We start from the raw sequence: 15160 nt of genomic DNA on the forward strand, positions 1-15160 counted from the left end.
CCGTGTACACCCTTACTACGGGAAGCGGTGAGACATTTGTTGAATCGTCCACGAGCACTGCTGGCCGCCGCCGGTCTCGGGGCGGCCCTGATTGTCGCCCCGGCGATCCAGGCCGGTGCCGCGACGGAGTCCACCTACGTCGTCCTCTACCGCGAGGGCGCCTCGTCGTCGAACGCCGCGAACACCATCGCGAGCGCGGGCGGCACCGTTGTCGCGAACTACGGCCAGATCGGCGTCGCGATCGCCCGATCGTCGAGCACCGGGTTCGCCACCGCGTTGAAGCAGAACGGCACCGTCGAGGGCGTCGCCGCGACGACGGGTCTCGGTGTCCAGCTCGCGCCGGACCAGGCCGATGCCGCGGACGACGTGACCGCCGCCGCCACGTGGGGCGACTCGCTGTCCGGTCTGCAGTGGGACATGCAGCAGATCAACGTGCCGCAGGCGCACCAGGTCACGCCCGGCAGCAGGCAGGTCGTCGTGGGCGACCTGGACACGGGCCTCGACTTCACGCATCCGGACCTCGCGCCCAACTACGACGCGTCGCGCAGCGCGGACTGCTCGAGCGGCGCGCCCGCACCTCTGCAGGTGGGCAACGACCAGAACGGCCACGGCACCCACACCGCCGGCACCATCGCCGCGGCCGCCAACGGCACCGGAATCGTCGGTGTCGCGCCGAACGTGCGCATCGCCGGTGTGAAGACGAGCAACGACGACGGCTACTTCTTCCCGGAAATGGTCATCTGCTCGTACATCTGGTCCGCCACGCACGGCATCAACGTCACCAACAACAGCTACTTCGCCGATCCGTGGCTCTTCAACTGCCGCAACAACGCCGACCAGCGCGCGATCTGGAAGGCCGAGCGCAGGGCGATCAAGTTCGCGCAGTCCCGCGGCGTGATCGTCGTGGCCTCGCAGGGCAACGACAGCACCAACCTCTCGCACCCGCGGGTCGACGTGATCAGCCCCGATTTCCCGCCGGGCAGCGAGCAGGAACGGGAGATCACCAACGCCTGCGCGGTGGTCCCGGTCGAGGTCCCTGGCGTCATCGGCGTGACGGCGACGGGCAACAAGCGGTTCAAGTCGTACTACTCCAGCTACGGCGTCTCCACGGCCGACGTGGCGGCACCGGGCGGCGACGCGATCCTGCAACTGACCGCGGCCGCCCCGAACGGCCGCGTGCTGTCGACGTACCCGAGCTACCGGCCGTGCGCGCGCCCGGTGGTCGAGAACGGCGCGAAGTACTGCTACCTGCAGGGCACCTCGATGGCCGCGCCGCACGTGGCCGGTGTCGCCGCGCTGCTGCTGAGCCAGCGGGGCGGTGCGGGCGCGGCCGCCAAGCTCCAGCAGGCGACCAACCCGCTGTCGTGCCCGGACACGTCGATCTACGCGGCCTTCCCGCAGAACAGCGGCGAACCGCAGACGTGCCAGGGCGGAACGGGGCACAACAGCTTCTACGGATCGGGTGAGATCGACGCCCTCAAGGCCGTGAGCTGACCGAGCGGGCCGCTCACCGGTTTCGGTGAGCGGCCCCTCATCATCGGATCTACGATTCCCCGGCACCTTGATCGGGCTGGAGGAATCATGAGCTTCAGCGTCCTCGGCGACCTCAACTGGTTCGCCGTCATCGTCGCCACCATCGTCTACTTCGGACTCGGCGGCCTCTGGTACGCCGAGTTCCTCTTCGGCAAAGCCTGGCAGAAAGCCATGGGCTGGGACGGCAACGCACCCGAGGGCGCCGGAGCCGGCATCTACGTCGTCCCGCTCGCCACGTGCTTCGTCGCCACGCTCGCCACCGCCATGCTGGCCGCGGCCACCGGCACCGACACCCTCGGCGAGGCCATCGTGCTCGCCGTCGTCGTCGGCATCGGGCTGTCCGCGTCGATCCTCGCGGTCACGGGGATGTTCGACTCGACGAAACCCGCCGCGATGACCTCCGTGGCGATCAGCGGCGGCTATCACTTCATCGGCTTGCTGCTGGCCAGCGTCATCCTCGCGCTCTGGCGGTAGCGATGCATTCGGCGCCTTTATGTCCGGCCCCGAACCACCGGTAACAGCAGACGTTCACCCCGCGATGCCAAGTCACCCTGATCACCGCGGGAGACGTCATGAGCTTGACCGTGCTCGGCGACCTGAACTGGTTAGCCGTCATCGTGGCCACCATCGCGTACTTCGCGCTGGGTGCCTTGTGGTACGCGGAGTTCGCGTTCGGCCGAGCCTGGCAACGGGCCGCCGGGTGGGATCTCAACCCACCGGAGAACGCGGGCGCGGGCATCTACGTCGTGCCGCTGGCCACCTGCTTCACCGCCACGCTCGCGACGGCGATGGTCGGTGCCGCGTCGAGCACCGACAACATCATGGAAGGCATCCTGCTCGGGCTCGTCATCGGAATCGGCGTCGCGCTGCCGGTCGTCTTCGTGACGGGCACCTTCGACATGACGAAGCCCGCACCGAAGACCTTCGCGGCCATCGGAGCGGGCTACCACATCGTCGGACTCGCGCTGGCGGGCGCGATCCTGGGCCTCTGGACCTAGGCCGTGTCCTGGCGCCGCCAGAACAGGTGGTGCGTCACGCCGCTCGGGCTGGGCACCACGTCGAGGTGGAACCGGTCGAGCAGGTCCTCCGGTGACTTCCAGAGCGCCAGTCCGGTCCCCAGCTCGAACGGCGAGACCGCCACGTGCAGGGTGTCGATCAGATCGGCGTCGAGGAACTGCCGGATCGTCGAGACCCCGCCCCCGAGCCGCACGTCCTTGCCCCCGGCGGCTTCCCGCGCCTGCTCGAGAACCGAAGCCGGGTCACCGTCGACGAAGTGGAACGTGGTGTCACCCAGCGTGAACGACGGCCGCGGGTGGTGGGTCAGGACGAAGACCGGGGTGTGGAACGGCGGCTCGTCGCCCCACCAGCCCTGCCACTCGTGGTCGGTCCACGGGCCGCGCTGCGGGCCGAACTTGTTGCGGCCCATGATCTCGGCGCCGATGTTCTGCGCGAAGTCACGCGTGAAGTAGTCGTCGAGGCCTCGGCTGCCACCGGGTTCGGTGCGGTTGGGCCAGCTCGCGGTGGCGCCGGCCCAGCTGAACAGCCGCCACGGGTCGACGCCGTCACCGAACGGCTGGTCGAGGCGCTGGTTCTCCCCCGCGCCGATCCCGTCGATCGAGACGCCGAAGTTCTGCACTCGCAGCAATTGAGTCATGTAGGTGAAGACTCCTCTGGCAGGCCGAACTCATCGCTAGTTTCGTGCGGACTTGTGCAGCTCCCGCAGCGCGCGCACGGACGAGACGGCGTACTCGCGGTCCACGGCCTGCACGGCCATCACCGAGATGTACTCGTCCTCCGGCAGCTCCAGGCGGGCCCACGCGGCACCGTCCGGGAAGCTCACCGAGAGCACGTCCTTCCACTCGAAGTGGTGAGACGTCACGACGTTGCGCACGTCGACACCCGAGGCGTCGGCGGTGACGCGCGGGCGGGTCAGCAGCAGCACGCCGCCCGCCAGCAGGACGCCCAGGACGATCATGGCGACCTGGTCGGAGGCGCGGAAGATCACGCCGGTCGGGGTGTTGCCCAGCAGCAGCCCGACGACGGTGAACACGGCGACCAGGCCGATCGCGCACGCCCACGCGACGCGGCGGATCTTCTTGGGACGCAACACCAGGACGGTCACTCGAAACCCCGCTCGGTCCACGGCTGACGCAGGCCGCGCAGCACCAGCGCGGTGTCGATCGCGGCCACGGTCGCCTCGTAACCCTTGTCCTCCACCGAGTCCGGCAGACCGGAACGGGCGATCGCCTGCTCTTCGGTGTTGCACGTCAGCACGCCGTTGCCGACCGGCGTCGACTCGTCCAGCGCGACGCGCGTGAGCCCGTCGGTCACCGAGTCGCACACGTACTCGAAGTGCGGGGTGCCGCCGCGGATCACCACACCCAGCGCGACGACGGCGTCGTGGTGACGCGCGAGCTCCTGCACCACAACGGGAAGCTCGATCGCACCCGCCACGCGCACGACGGTCGTGTCGACGCAACCGGCGTCCTCGGCGGCTTTGAGCGCACGCTCGAGGAGCTGGTCGGTGATCTTGCTGTTCCAGCGCGTCGCGGCGATCGCGACGCTCAGGCCCTTGCCGTCGAGCTGAGTCTGCTCTGGACGGCCCTCGCCGCTCATTCCTGGTCCTCCGTAGCGGAAACAACGGCCTCGTACTGTTCCAGCTGGTTCAGCTCGTGGCCCATCCGGTCGCGCTTGGTGCGCAGGTACCGCAGGTTCTCCGGGTTCGGGGAGATCGGCAGCGGCACCCGGTCCAGCACCCGCAGACCGTATCCCGCCTCCAGTCCGACGCGCTTGGCCGGGTTGTTCGTGAGCAGCCGCATGGACTTGATGCCCAGCTCGACGAGGATCTGCGCGCCCGTGCCGTAGTCGCGCGCGTCGGCGGGCAGGCCCTGCGCCAGGTTCGCGTCCACGGTGTCCGCGCCCTGGTCCTGCAGCTGGTAGGCCTGCAACTTGTGCATCAGGCCGATGCCGCGGCCCTCGTGGCCGCGCATGTACAGCACGACACCACGTCCTTGTGCCGCAACGGCTTCCATCGCCGCGTCGAGCTGCGGGCCGCAGTCGCAGCGCAGCGAGCCGAGGACGTCGCCGGTGAGGCACTCGGAGTGCACGCGCACCAGCACGTCCTCGCCGTCACCGATGTCGCCGTACACCAGCGCGACGTGTTCGATGCCGTCGAGCAGGCTGTCGTAGCCGACGGCCGTGAACACGCCGTGCGCGGTCGGGATCCGGGCCTCCGCCACGCGTTCGACCTGGGTCTCGACCCGGCGGCGGTACGCGATCAGGTCCGCGATGGTGATGATCGCGAGGTCGTGGTCCGCGGCGAACACCTCGAGCTCGTCGCGGCGGGCCATGTCGCCCTCGTCCTTCTGCGACACGATCTCGCAGAGCACGCCGGCGGGGGACAACCCGGCCAGGCGCGCCAGGTCGATGGCGGCCTCGGTGTGGCCAGGACGGCGCAGCACGCCGCCTGCCTTGGCGCGCAACGGCACGACGTGGCCGGGACGGTTGAAGTCGCTGGCCTTCGAGGTCGGGTCGGCGAGCAGCCGGATCGTGCGGGCGCGGTCCGCGGCCGAGATGCCGGTGCTGACGCCTTCGCGCGCGTCGACGGTGACCGTGTAGGCGGTGCCGCGCACGTCCTGGTTCGTGTGGAACATCGGCGGCAGGTCGAGCCGGTCGCAGTCGGGCTCGGTGAGCGGCACGCAGATGTAGCCGGACGTGTAGCGCACCATGAACGCGAGCAGCTCCGGCGTCGCCTTCTCGGCGGCGAAGATCAGGTCGCCCTCGTTCTCGCGGTCCTCGTCGTCGACCACGACCACGGGCCGTCCGGCGGCGATGTCCTTGATCGCCCGCTCGATCTGAGCGAAGTCGGTGCTCACTGGGTCTCCTCGCCCGCGATGGCCCGCAGGTGCGGGACGGCCAGTCGTTCAACGTACTTCGCCAGCACGTCGACCTCCAGGTTCACGACGGAACCCGGCAGCCGGTGCCCGAGCGTGGTGAGGTCGAGCGTGGTGGGGATCAGGCTCACGGAGAACTGGTCCTCCGACACGCTCACGACCGTCAGCGACACGCCGTCGACCGTGATCGAGCCCTTCTCCACGACATAACGGGCGAGCTTGGGCGGCAGTCCGATGTGGACGATCTCCCAGTGCTCGGCCTTCTCCCGCGAGAGAATCGTGCCGACGTCGTCGACGTGGCCCTGCACGATGTGGCCGCCGAGGCGCTGGCCGACCGCGGCCGCGCGCTCCAGGTTGACCTTGTCCCCCGCGGCGACCTTCGCGAGGCTGCTGCGCACGAGGGTCTCGCGCATCACGTCGGCGGTGAAGGTGTTGTCCTCGACCTCCACGACGGTGAGGCAGACGCCGTTCACCGCGATGGAGTCGCCGTGCTTCGCGTCGCTGGTCACGATCGGTCCGGCGATGCGGATCCGTGCCGCGTCGGGCAGGTCCTGCGTCGCGACCACGTGGCCGAGTTCCTCGACGATCCCGGTGAACACCGCTCCTCCTAAATTTGCGGAACCGCGCTGATCCGCAAGTCCGGTCCGCTCATGGTGACGTCTTCGACGGTCAACCGGACAGCGTCCGTGATGGTTGACACGCCCGCGTCCAGCACCGCCGCGGGGCCGTCCCCGAGCAGCGTGGGCGCGATGTATGCGAGCACGCGGTCGATCCTCCCAGCACGCCAGAACGCGCCGGCCACAGTTGGACCGCCTTCCAGCAGCACGTCGACGACCCCCTGCCCGGCGAGCACGGCCAGGACCTCGTCCGGGTCGTGCGTCCGCACGTGCAGCGCGGTGTGCCGGAGCCTGGCGCCGTCCGGCAGGTCGCTCATGCCCACGACCACGGGCAACGGCTGGCGGGGCAACGGCATTCCGTCATCGTCCCTCGCCGTGAGCGCCGGGTCGTCCTTCTTGACCGTGTTGGTGCCGACGATGATGGCGTCGAGCTTCGCGCGCATGCCGTGAACCTCCTTGCGGGAGGTCTCCGAGCTGATCCACTGGCTGGTGCCATCTCGCGCCGCGATCCGGCCGTCCAGTGACGCCGCGTACTTCCACGTGACGTGTGGACGTCCCGTGCGCGCGTAGTGCAGCCACGCGCGCAGTGGACCGTTGCTGACCTCGTCTGCGAGTAGACCACTCTCGACCGTGATGCCGGCTTCTTCGAGACGTCGCGCACCGCCCGCAGCCCTGGGGTTCGGGTCGCTCACAGCGTGGATGACGTGCTTGATGCCGGCTTCCGCGAGCGCTTCGGTGCACGGCGGCGTGCGACCGAAGTGCGAGCACGGCTCGAGCGTGACCACGGCCGTGCCGCCCTGTGCCTTCGTGCCGGCTTCCTTGAGCGCCATCACCTCGGCGTGCGGGCCGCCGGGCGGTTGGGTGCCGCCGAAGCCAACCGCTTTGCCGTGTTCGTCCAGGATGACGCAGCCGACCGGCGGGTTGGGGCTGGTGGAGCCTCGCACCCGTTCGCTCTCCGCGATGGCGAGCACCATCGCGTCCTCGGGCGTCACGTGGTCCTGATTCCCTGGGCTCCGGCTGCCTGGGCGCGCAGTGCCTCGACCGCCTTGCCGGGGTCGGCGGCGTCGTACACGGCGGACCCGGCGACGAAGCAGTCCACACCGGCCTGCGCGGCCTGTTCGATGGTGTCGGCGTTGATGCCGCCGTCGATCTCCACGAGCAGCTTGAGGTGCCCGGTGTCGACGAGGTGGCGGGCCTGGCGCACCTTCTTGAGGACGTCGGCCATGAAACTCTGCCCGCCGAAGCCCGGCTCGACCGACATCACCAGCAGCGTGTCGTAGTGCTTGAGCACGTCGACGTACGGCTCGAGCGGCGTGCCGGGCTTGATGCTCAAGCCCGCCTTGCTGCCCGCGGCTTTGAGGTTCTTGGCCAGCGCGACGGGGTCCTGCGCGGCCTCGACGTGCACCGTCACGTTGTACGCGCCCGCCTCGGCGTACCCGATGGCCCAGCGGTCCGGGTCGTCGATCATGAGATGGCAGTCGATCGGGATGTCGGTGACCTTGAGCAGCGACTTCACCACGGGCAGGCCGAGCGTCAGGTTCGGCACGAAGTGGTTGTCCATGACGTCGACGTGGATCCAGTCCGACGTGGGCACCGCGGCGAGCTCGTCGGCGAGGCGCGCGAAGTCGGCGGACAGGATGCTGGGGGCGATCATCGGCGTGTGGACCACAAGGGTGAAGTCTAGGTGTCCAGCAGGTCGGGAAGCCTGCCGGGAGCCTCGTCGGTGACGCGCCTAACTCGCGTGCTCGCGCGCGACGTCCGCGAACTTCAGCGGCGCCGCTTCGAGCGCGTCCCTCGCCGCGACGATCTTCGGGGGAATGCTGACCGGTCACCCGCCAGGGAGCCTGGGTGCCTCCTCGAACCGCTCGACCGACTACGCCGCGTCGGCCAGGTTCACCCGATGCGCGGCTTCGAGCTCGTCCGGCCCCAGAATCGCGGGCGCGATGACGAATCTCGCCTCAGGCCGCGTTACGGCTCGAGCAGGTCGAGCAGCGCGGCCGGCGGTTCGTCGGTGATGATCACGCCCGCCCGGGTGAGCGTCGCGATGTGCGTGTCCCACATGGGGTGACGGCGCTTGTCCGCGTTGGCGTGGGGCCTGACGACGACCTTGCAGCTCTCGACGCCGATGGCCTCGTTCAACGCGGTCAGCGCCTGGTTGTCGCCGATGCCCAGGGCCAGCTTGGCCACGGAGTTCGCGCTGGCCGGGGCGAAGATGAACGCGTCCGGCGTCGGGTAGGGCTTGGGCTGGCTCGGCATGCGCGGGTTCCAGCGGATCTCCAGGTCCGTGAGGGCTTGGAGCTCGTCGAGCTCGCCCGCCTCCTCGAACCACGGGACGACCGCCGGGGTGAGGGTGATGGCCAGGCGCCAGCCGCGTCGCGCCGCCGGTTCGGCGAGGTCGGTGCGGAACCAGGTCTCGACGCCGCCGCAGCCTGACGCGACCAGTCCGAGCAGCCCACGTGTCATGTGGACGATCTTAGGTCGGGTGGTCCGGTGAGCGCCGCCGGCTGTTCCACTCCGCGCGATATCCGTTCTGCGCCAACAGGTTCCGCACGGTCGGCTTTCCCCGCTCCCGACATGCCGGGCACCGGGATCATGGGCGTCCGCACCACCGGCTCATCACTCGAACCGGTGAACCCGTAGCCATCCCACCCCGATACGGGCCGACGGAGCCCGAACCTGTCAGACCCCGTCGCTAACGTCATTCCCGAGCGCTCAAACAGGCCGTCGCAGCACCGAGCAGAACATCGCGTCGGTGCCGTGCAGATGAGGCCAGAGCTGGACGTGCGGCCCTTCCCCGAGGTCCGGAACTCCCGGGAAGAACTCCCGCGTGTCCAGCACTTCGGCCCCCGTCCGCCGCGCGACGTCCGTCACGATCCCGACGGTTTCAGAGAGATGAGGTGAGCACACGACATAAGCCACGACGCCGCCAGGACGCACCAGTCGCAACGCCTCGGTGAGCAGCTCGCGCTGCAGCTTCGTGAGCGTGCCGACGTCGGCGGGCTGGCGCCTCCACCGCGCCTCCGGGCGCCTGCGCAGCGCACCGAGACCGGTGCAGGGCGCGTCGACCAGGACGCGGTCGAACGCCCCTTCGACGAAGTCGGTCTCGAGGCCGTCGGCCACGTGCACGGTCACCGGCAGGCCTGAGGTGAGCTTGCGCACGAGCTCGGCGCGGTGGGGTGCCTTCTCGACGGCGATCAGCTCGCCGCCTTCGATGCCGACCAGTGCGGCGAGCAGCGCGGCCTTGCCGCCGGGGCCCGCGCAGAGGTCCAGCCAGCGGTCGTCAGTGCCCTCCAGTGGCGCGCGCGTGAGGGCCAGTGCGCACAGCTGGCTGCCCTCGTCCTGCACGTGGGCGAGGCGTTCCCGGACGGGCTCGAGATCGCCCGGGTCGCCCGCCCCGGCCTCCAGGTGCACGCCGTAAGGCGAGTACGGCGCCACTTCGCCGCCCGTGATGGCGGCGAGCTCGTCGGCGCTCACCTCGCCAGGACGTGCCACCAGGTGCACGGCCGGCCGTGCATCGTCGGCCTCGAGGGCTCGCTTCAGCGGCTCTTCACGGCTGCCGAGGGCCTCCGCGAACGCCTGCGCGATCCAGCGCGGGTGGGCGTGGGTGAAGGCGAGATTGCCGATCGGGTCGGTGTCCGGGTCGGGCGCGAGCTCGTCGACCCAGGCGGCCTCGTCCTGCTCGGCGATCCGGCGCAGGACGGCGTTGACGAAGCCGGCGATCCCCGAGCCGAGCTCGGCCCGCACGAGGTCGACGGTCGAGGCGACCGCGGCGTGCGAAGGAATCCGCGTGCGCAGCAGCTGATACGCACCGAGCCGCAGCGCGTCGAGCGCTGAACCGTCCACTTCGGACAGCGGGCGGTCGGAGCACGCCTCGATGACGGCGTCGAGCAGCCCTTGGGCTCGCGCCGCACCGTAGGTGAGCTCGGTGGCCAGCGCGGCATCACGGCCAGTGATGCGGCGCTCGCGCAACATCTGCGGCAGCACGAGGTTCGCGTACGCGTCGCGCTGCCGCACCGCCCGCAACGTCTCCAGCGCGGCAAGGCGTGCCGGGTCCTCCACGGGCGGCCGTGCGGGCCCGGTACGCCGGCGCGGCGGGTGCGGCCTGCGCGGACGGGACGGCTTGGAGGCTCCTCGCGAGTAGCCGGTCATGCGATGCACTCTCCTGCTGCGGCACGACCAACGCGCGCCAAGTTCGTGTCTGCCGGCAAGCGTCCGAACGCCATGCCCCGGCACTGCTTCTCACCGTCACGAGCGAGCCTCAAGCCCAACTCACCACGGCAACTGTCCATCCGACCACTACGTCCCGGCCCTGTCCACACGCGAGCATGCGCGACAGCACCACACCCCGAGGAGGCACCAACCAACAACCGGCCTGCCGCGCCACCGCCATACGCCCTGCTGGCGTGAGTGAGCCACACACCCATCCCGGCACGAGGGCGGCTCGTCCGGCCGGTGTGAGCCGGCCTCGGTCCACGCCGGTCTTGCGCGGGCTCGGCAACGCCACACCTCGACTCCGCAGCAGCCAACGACCCGCTCGGCACCGTGCTACGGCCCTGCGCCCGATCCACCGGGGCCAGACCCGCTGCTGCCCGCACCTCGGCAGCCGGGGCGATGCCGCGCGTCCTGGTCGTGGAGCGCCTCATTCGATGCGCTCCCCCGCCTCGATGCGCACGCCGCGTGCCCAATCGGTGGCGGCCATGCGCTTCTTGCCCTGCGCCTGGACCTCGCCGAGGGCCACGGCGGTGGTCGCCGTGCCCACGAGCACGCGCTTGCGTTCGACGAGCACCTCGCCCGCGGGCAGGGTCACGTCGTCCACGGGCGTGACGGGGCCGAGCTTCAACCGCTCGCCCCGGAACTCGGCCCACGCGCCGGGTTCCGGCGTGACCGCACGGGCGAGGCGGTCGACGGCCACGGCGGGCGTCCGGAAATCGAGGCGCGCGTCCTCGACGGTGATCTTGGCGGCGTACGTGACGCCGTCCTGGGGCTGCTCGACGGCGCGCAGGGTGCCGTCCTCGATGCCGTCCACAGTGGACAGCAGCAGGTGGGCGCCGGACTCGGACAGCCGGGTCAGCAGGTCGCCGGAGGTGTCGCGGTCGCGGACCTTCTCGGTCACGACGCCGAACACCGGGCCCGCGTCGAGCTCGCGGACGATGCGGAACGTCGAGGCGCCCGTGATGTCGTCTCCGTTGCGCACCGCGGCCTGCACCGGCGCGGCGCCGCGCCAGGCCGGGAGCACGGAGAAGTGGAGGTTGACCCAGCCGAACCGGGGGATGTCGAGCGTCCGCTGCGGCAGCAGGTTGCCGTAGGCCACGACCGGGCACAGGTCGGGCTCGAGTGCGCGCAGGCGGTCCAGGAACTCGGGCTCGCCCGCCTTCGCGGGCGTCAGCACCTCGATGCCGGCCGAGTCGGCCAGGGCGGCCACCGGGGAACGTTCGAGACGGCGGCCCCGGCCGGAGGGGGCGTCGGGGCGGGTGACCACGGCGACGACGTCGTGGCGGGGAGAGTCGATGAGGGCGCGCAGCGAGGGCAGTGCGACCTCGGGCGTACCGGCGAACACGAGTCGCATGGTCAGCTGGACCTGCCGAAGAGTGGGTGCGGGCTCTGCTTCAAGGTGGGGACCGTACCGTCGAACCACTCGGCCTGCCGGATTTCCTTCATGGCCAGCTTGCGGGTGTCGGCGTCGAGGCGGTCGAGGAAGAGCACGCCGTCGAGGTGGTCCGTCTCGTGCTGGATGCAGCGGGCCAGCGTCTCGGTGCCTTCGACCTCGACGGGCTCACCGTGCATGTTCCAGCCCTTGGCCACGACGTGCAGGTGGCGCTTGCAGTCCCACGACATGCCGGGGATGGACAGGCAGCCCTCGGGGCCTTCCTGCATCTCCTCGCCAACCACGTCCCAGGTCGGGTTGACGAGGTGTCCCGCGAAGCCGTCGCAGTGGTAGGTGAACACCCGCAGCCCGACACCGAGCTGAGGCGCGGCGAGTCCCGCTCCGCCCGCGTCCTGCATCGAGTCCCACAGGTCCTTGACGAGGGTGCGCAGTTCCTTGTCGAAGTCGGCGACCTCGACGGCGGGGGTGCGCAGCACCGGGTCGCCGAACAGGCGGATGGGTTGGACGGTCAACGCAGTGCTCCTCGTGGTGGACTGGAGGCCAGTCTACGAGGAGCGCGGTCAGTGCTCGGACGCGCTGCCGAGGAAGATCACGCCCACCAGCGCCACGAGGAAGTGGCCGGTGAACCGCAATGCCGTCAGCACCGGGCGCACCAGCGCGTGGAAGTTGAGGTGGGCTGCCGGGGCGCTGGTGAAAGTGTGCGTCGTCATGACACGAACTATGCCGTTCGCGCAGGTCAGCCCGCATCGGCTCGCAGTATCGAGACCACGTCAGCCCGAGGTAGGAAGATCACCCGCACCACTCGGCCAGAAGGTGGACACCTCCAGGTCATGAGGCTGATGCGACCGAGCTGGGCGGGGCGGCCGCCGTGCCCGACGACGCCCAAACCTGGCGCGCTCCGAGTTCCGCCGCAAGGCCAGCCGTCGAACGCCTCCCCCGCGGCGCACGGGCGGCCGTCGAGCTCGTCCTGCTCGGCGAGCGGCGGGCGGCCCGGCGGCAGCGGCGTGCGGCTGTCCTTCGACGTCCTGCACGTCACAGCCCGCAACGCTGATAATCAGATCGTCTACGTCGGCGGCGTTGCCTAGTGTCGGGACACATGACCTGGACGGCACCGGAAGTAGAACTGCCCGACGAACCCTTCCTCGGCCCAGACCGCCCGATGCTGGAAACGTGGCTGGACCGCCATCGCGCCACCTTCCTGCAGAACTGCGCGGGCCTGACCGGCGAGCAGCTCGCCACGGCCTCCACGCCCCCGTCCAACCTGACCCTGCTGGGCCTGATCCGGCACCTGACCGACGTGGAGCGCGTCTGGTTCCGCGTCCGCATAGCGGGCGAGGACGTCAAAGCTCGCTACAGCGAGCCTCCCAACTGGGACGCCGCTTTCGAGCACCTCGACCCGCACCGCGCCGAGTCCGAGTACGCCGACCTCGTCGCCGAAATGGCCGAGGCCCGCGCGGCCGTGGCCACGCGAGACCTCGACGACACCTTCGTGCACGCGCGGTGGGGCAAGATGTCGGTGAGGTGGGCCTACATCCACATGATCGAGGAGTACGCGCAGCACAACGGCCACGCCGATCTCATCCGCGAAGCCGTCGACGGCCGCACGAACAAGTAGCGCGGGTCCGAAGCACCTCGTGAGCGCGGAGATGCTCTTCCCCGCGTCGAAACGACCGCAGGCCCGGAGTTCTCCGGGCCTGCGGTCTTTTCGTGCGGTGGTTCTCAGCCCACCCACACCACGCGGGCGGCGCCTCCGCCGCGCCGCGTCGGTTCGGCCACTGCTCGCCAGCGGCCGTCCTTCGCGCGTTCGACGGCCGTGGCGGCGCCGATTTCGGCGTTCTGGCTGAAGGTGTGGCCGATGGCCTGCAGGCCCCGGGTGGTCGCGGCGGCGATGAACTCCGCCTCGGCCGGGGTGGTGGCCGCGTTGCGCTGGGAGGCGCGCGGGGCGGCGACGGCGTCACGCAGGGACATGTTGCGGTCCAGGCGTCCCGTCAGGATCTGGGTGACTGTGGTGATGATGGTCGAGCCGCCCGGCGAGCCGACGGCCAGCTGGACCTTGCCGTGGTCGAGCACGATGGTCGGGGCCATGGACGAGCGCGGGCGCTTGCCGGGGCCGGGGAGGTTCGGGTGCGGGACGCCGGCGGTCGGGGCGACGAACTCGAAGTCGGTGAGCTCGTTGTTGAGCAGGAAGCCGCGGCCGGGGACGACGATGCCGCTGCCGCCCTCCGCCTCGATGGTCAGCGTGTAGGCGACGACGTTGCCCCAGCGGTCGGCGACCGTCAGGTGCGTGGTGCGTTCGGCGTCTTCGCGCAGGTTCGACAGGCCCGCGGTGGCCTCGCAGGGCTTGGGGTTGGCCGGGTCGGCGGCCGGTTGCGGGGCGAGCAGGACGGCGTCGGGCTTGATCAGGCACGCGCGGGTGTCAGCGAACTTCTGCGAGAGCAGGCCGTCGGTCGGCACGCGGGAGAAGGCCGGGTCGCCCACCCAGCGCAGGCGGTCGGCGAAGGCGAGCTTCGTCGACTCGATGAAGTGGTGCAGGTACTGGACGTCGCTGGCCTTCGACAGGTCGGTCGACTCGAGGATGTTCAGGGCCTCGCCGACGGTGGTGCCGCCGGACGACGGCGCGGCCATGCCGTAGACGTCGAGGCCGCGGTAGCGGGTGTGCGTGGGCTCGCGGCGTTCGACCTGGTAGCGGGCCAGGTCGGAGATCTCCATGGCGCCCGCGCGGACGTTCCGGGTCGAGCCGGGTGCGACCGGGGGCTTCTGGACGGTCTGCACGAGTTCGCGGCCGACCGCGCCGCCGTAGAGGGAGGCGAGCTCGGTGCGGGCCAGCTCGCGGTAGGTGTCGGCGAGCTGCGGGTTGCGGAACGTGCTGCCCACCGCCGGCGGCTGCCCGCCCGGCAGGTAGAGGTCGCGGGTCGAGGTGAAGTCGGCGAAGCGGGCGGCGTTGTTCGCGATCTGGGTGTTGAACGTCTGGTCGACGACGAAACCGCGCCGCGCCAACGCTTCCGCGGGCGCCATGGCCTCGCGCAGGTTCAGCGAGCCCCACTTGCGAAGAGCCTGCTGCCACGTCTTGGGCGTGCCGGGAACGCCGACGGACAGGCCGCTGGTCATGGCCTCGGCGAACGGCAACGGCGTGCCGTTCTCGACGAAGAGCTGGTCGGTCGCCGCACGCGGGGCGGTCTCACGTCCGTCCAGAGTGGACACGCGATGGGTGCGGGCGTCGTAGTAGACGAAGAAGCCTCCGCCTCCGATGCCCGCGGAGAACGGGTCGGTCACGCCGAGCGCGGCAGCGGTGGCGACGGCGGCGTCGACGGCGTTGCCACCTCGGCGGAGCACGTCGATGCCGATCTGGGACGCGTCGGGGTCCACGCTGGAGACTGCGCCTCCCCAGCCGACCTGTTCGGGCACGCGCAAAGGTGTTTCCGCCGCGCCTGCCTGAGCAGGGGCGACCAGTACGACGGAGAGCGTCAGGGCGGCGACCGTTCGCAACATGCGTGTTCTTCTACTCCGTTGTG

At 70.4% G+C, this 15160-nt stretch carries 18 protein-coding genes; 5 read left to right on the forward strand and 13 right to left on the reverse strand.

Annotated features, from left to right (window positions below; all coding sequences use genetic code 11):
- Positions 1–39: 39 nt before the first annotated feature.
- From ABZ345_RS37960 to ABZ345_RS37970, 3 genes are all read left to right on the forward strand, one after another.
- Entirely contained in the window at positions 40–1494 is a 1455-nt protein-coding gene (locus tag ABZ345_RS37960; RefSeq protein WP_359859646.1) for a S8 family serine peptidase, read from the forward strand.
- 87 nt (positions 1495–1581) lie between these two features.
- The gene (locus ABZ345_RS37965; RefSeq protein WP_359859648.1) at positions 1582–2007 is read left to right on the forward strand and encodes a DUF1761 domain-containing protein; all 426 of its coding nucleotides are present in this window, start codon (positions 1582–1584) and stop codon (positions 2005–2007) included.
- 98 nt (positions 2008–2105) lie between these two features.
- Entirely contained in the window at positions 2106–2531 is a 426-nt protein-coding gene (locus ABZ345_RS37970) for a DUF1761 domain-containing protein (RefSeq protein ID WP_359859650.1), read from the forward strand.
- Here ABZ345_RS37970 and ABZ345_RS37975 read toward each other — a convergent pair.
- From ABZ345_RS37975 to ABZ345_RS38030, 12 genes are all read right to left on the reverse strand, one after another.
- Positions 2528–3187, reverse strand: a complete 660-nt coding sequence (locus ABZ345_RS37975; RefSeq protein ID WP_359859652.1) for a dihydrofolate reductase family protein — start codon at positions 3185–3187, stop codon at positions 2528–2530. The two genes, ABZ345_RS37970 and ABZ345_RS37975, sit on opposite strands and share 4 nt — an antisense overlap.
- Before the next feature lie 36 nt (positions 3188–3223).
- Positions 3224–3655 (reverse strand): PH domain-containing protein, encoded by a 432-nt coding sequence (locus ABZ345_RS37980; RefSeq protein WP_359859654.1) that lies wholly within the window; start codon positions 3653–3655, stop codon positions 3224–3226.
- Positions 3652–4149 carry a 6,7-dimethyl-8-ribityllumazine synthase gene (gene ribH, locus ABZ345_RS37985; protein ID WP_359859656.1) on the reverse strand — a complete coding sequence of 166 codons (498 nt, stop codon included), beginning with the start codon at positions 4147–4149 and terminating at the stop codon, positions 3652–3654. Before ribH ends, ABZ345_RS37980 begins: the two co-directional genes overlap by 4 nt.
- A complete protein-coding gene (locus tag ABZ345_RS37990; protein ID WP_359859658.1) occupies positions 4146–5408 on the reverse strand; it encodes a bifunctional 3,4-dihydroxy-2-butanone-4-phosphate synthase/GTP cyclohydrolase II in 1263 nt (420 codons plus the stop codon). The genes ribH and ABZ345_RS37990 overlap by 4 nt, the downstream gene beginning before the upstream one ends.
- The gene (locus ABZ345_RS37995) at positions 5405–6025 is read right to left on the reverse strand and encodes a riboflavin synthase (RefSeq protein WP_359859660.1); all 621 of its coding nucleotides are present in this window, start codon (positions 6023–6025) and stop codon (positions 5405–5407) included. The genes ABZ345_RS37990 and ABZ345_RS37995 overlap by 4 nt, the downstream gene beginning before the upstream one ends.
- Before the next feature lie 8 nt (positions 6026–6033).
- A complete protein-coding gene (gene ribD / locus ABZ345_RS38000) occupies positions 6034–7017 on the reverse strand; it encodes a bifunctional diaminohydroxyphosphoribosylaminopyrimidine deaminase/5-amino-6-(5-phosphoribosylamino)uracil reductase RibD (RefSeq protein WP_359859784.1) in 984 nt (327 codons plus the stop codon).
- A gap of 14 nt (positions 7018–7031) precedes the next feature.
- A complete protein-coding gene (gene rpe / locus ABZ345_RS38005) occupies positions 7032–7697 on the reverse strand; it encodes a ribulose-phosphate 3-epimerase (protein ID WP_359859786.1) in 666 nt (221 codons plus the stop codon).
- A 314-nt stretch (positions 7698–8011) separates the two neighbouring features.
- The gene (locus ABZ345_RS38010; RefSeq protein ID WP_359859662.1) at positions 8012–8506 is read right to left on the reverse strand and encodes a flavoprotein; all 495 of its coding nucleotides are present in this window, start codon (positions 8504–8506) and stop codon (positions 8012–8014) included.
- 249 nt (positions 8507–8755) lie between these two features.
- Positions 8756–10192 carry an RsmB/NOP family class I SAM-dependent RNA methyltransferase gene (locus ABZ345_RS38015; RefSeq protein ID WP_359859664.1) on the reverse strand — a complete coding sequence of 479 codons (1437 nt, stop codon included), beginning with the start codon at positions 10190–10192 and terminating at the stop codon, positions 8756–8758.
- 490 nt (positions 10193–10682) lie between these two features.
- Positions 10683–11609: a methionyl-tRNA formyltransferase gene (gene fmt / locus ABZ345_RS38020; protein WP_359859666.1), complete on the reverse strand. Its 927-nt coding sequence runs from the start codon at positions 11607–11609 to the stop codon at positions 10683–10685.
- A 2-nt stretch (positions 11610–11611) separates the two neighbouring features.
- Positions 11612–12160 (reverse strand): peptide deformylase, encoded by a 549-nt coding sequence (gene def, locus ABZ345_RS38025; protein ID WP_359859668.1) that lies wholly within the window; start codon positions 12158–12160, stop codon positions 11612–11614.
- Between the two features lie 48 nt (positions 12161–12208).
- Positions 12209–12358, reverse strand: coding sequence for a hypothetical protein (locus tag ABZ345_RS38030; protein ID WP_359859670.1), 150 nt, complete (start codon positions 12356–12358; stop codon positions 12209–12211).
- A 120-nt stretch (positions 12359–12478) separates the two neighbouring features.
- Between ABZ345_RS38030 and ABZ345_RS38035 the strand changes: the two genes are divergently transcribed.
- A complete protein-coding gene (locus ABZ345_RS38035; protein ID WP_359859672.1) occupies positions 12479–12733 on the forward strand; it encodes a hypothetical protein in 255 nt (84 codons plus the stop codon).
- An 11-nt stretch (positions 12734–12744) separates the two neighbouring features.
- The gene (locus ABZ345_RS38040) at positions 12745–13263 is read left to right on the forward strand and encodes a DinB family protein (RefSeq protein ID WP_359859673.1); all 519 of its coding nucleotides are present in this window, start codon (positions 12745–12747) and stop codon (positions 13261–13263) included.
- Between the two features lie 104 nt (positions 13264–13367).
- On the opposite strand, the gene ggt is transcribed toward ABZ345_RS38040, so the two are convergent.
- The gene (gene ggt, locus ABZ345_RS38045) at positions 13368–15137 is read right to left on the reverse strand and encodes a gamma-glutamyltransferase (protein WP_359859675.1); all 1770 of its coding nucleotides are present in this window, start codon (positions 15135–15137) and stop codon (positions 13368–13370) included.
- Between the last annotated feature and the right edge of the window lie 23 nt (positions 15138–15160).

Origin of the sequence: Lentzea sp. NPDC005914 (genome assembly GCF_040629405.1) — a bacterium.
Taxonomy (GTDB): domain Bacteria; phylum Actinomycetota; class Actinomycetes; order Mycobacteriales; family Pseudonocardiaceae; genus Lentzea.

Excerpts from the sequence above, each read along its gene's own strand:
- ABZ345_RS38030 (WP_359859670.1), bottom strand. The coding sequence starts at position 12,358 with ATGACGACGCACACTTTCACCAGCGCCCCGGCAGCCCACCTCAACTTC.
- ABZ345_RS37965 (WP_359859648.1), top strand. The coding sequence starts at position 1,582 with ATGAGCTTCAGCGTCCTCGGCGACCTCAACTGGTTCGCCGTCATCGTC.
- ABZ345_RS38035 (WP_359859672.1), top strand. The coding sequence starts at position 12,479 with ATGAGGCTGATGCGACCGAGCTGGGCGGGGCGGCCGCCGTGCCCGACG.
- ABZ345_RS37975 (WP_359859652.1), bottom strand. The coding sequence starts at position 3,187 with ATGACTCAATTGCTGCGAGTGCAGAACTTCGGCGTCTCGATCGACGGG.
- fmt (WP_359859666.1), bottom strand. The coding sequence starts at position 11,609 with ATGCGACTCGTGTTCGCCGGTACGCCCGAGGTCGCACTGCCCTCGCTG.
- ribD (WP_359859784.1), bottom strand. The coding sequence starts at position 7,017 with ATGGTGCTCGCCATCGCGGAGAGCGAACGGGTGCGAGGCTCCACCAGC.
- ribH (WP_359859656.1), bottom strand. The coding sequence starts at position 4,149 with ATGAGCGGCGAGGGCCGTCCAGAGCAGACTCAGCTCGACGGCAAGGGC.
- rpe (WP_359859786.1), bottom strand. The coding sequence starts at position 7,697 with ATGATCGCCCCCAGCATCCTGTCCGCCGACTTCGCGCGCCTCGCCGAC.
- ggt (WP_359859675.1), bottom strand. The coding sequence starts at position 15,137 with ATGTTGCGAACGGTCGCCGCCCTGACGCTCTCCGTCGTACTGGTCGCC.
- ABZ345_RS37970 (WP_359859650.1), top strand. The coding sequence starts at position 2,106 with ATGAGCTTGACCGTGCTCGGCGACCTGAACTGGTTAGCCGTCATCGTG.
- ABZ345_RS38040 (WP_359859673.1), top strand. The coding sequence starts at position 12,745 with ATGACCTGGACGGCACCGGAAGTAGAACTGCCCGACGAACCCTTCCTC.
- ABZ345_RS38015 (WP_359859664.1), bottom strand. The coding sequence starts at position 10,192 with ATGACCGGCTACTCGCGAGGAGCCTCCAAGCCGTCCCGTCCGCGCAGG.
- ABZ345_RS38010 (WP_359859662.1), bottom strand. The coding sequence starts at position 8,506 with ATGACACGTGGGCTGCTCGGACTGGTCGCGTCAGGCTGCGGCGGCGTC.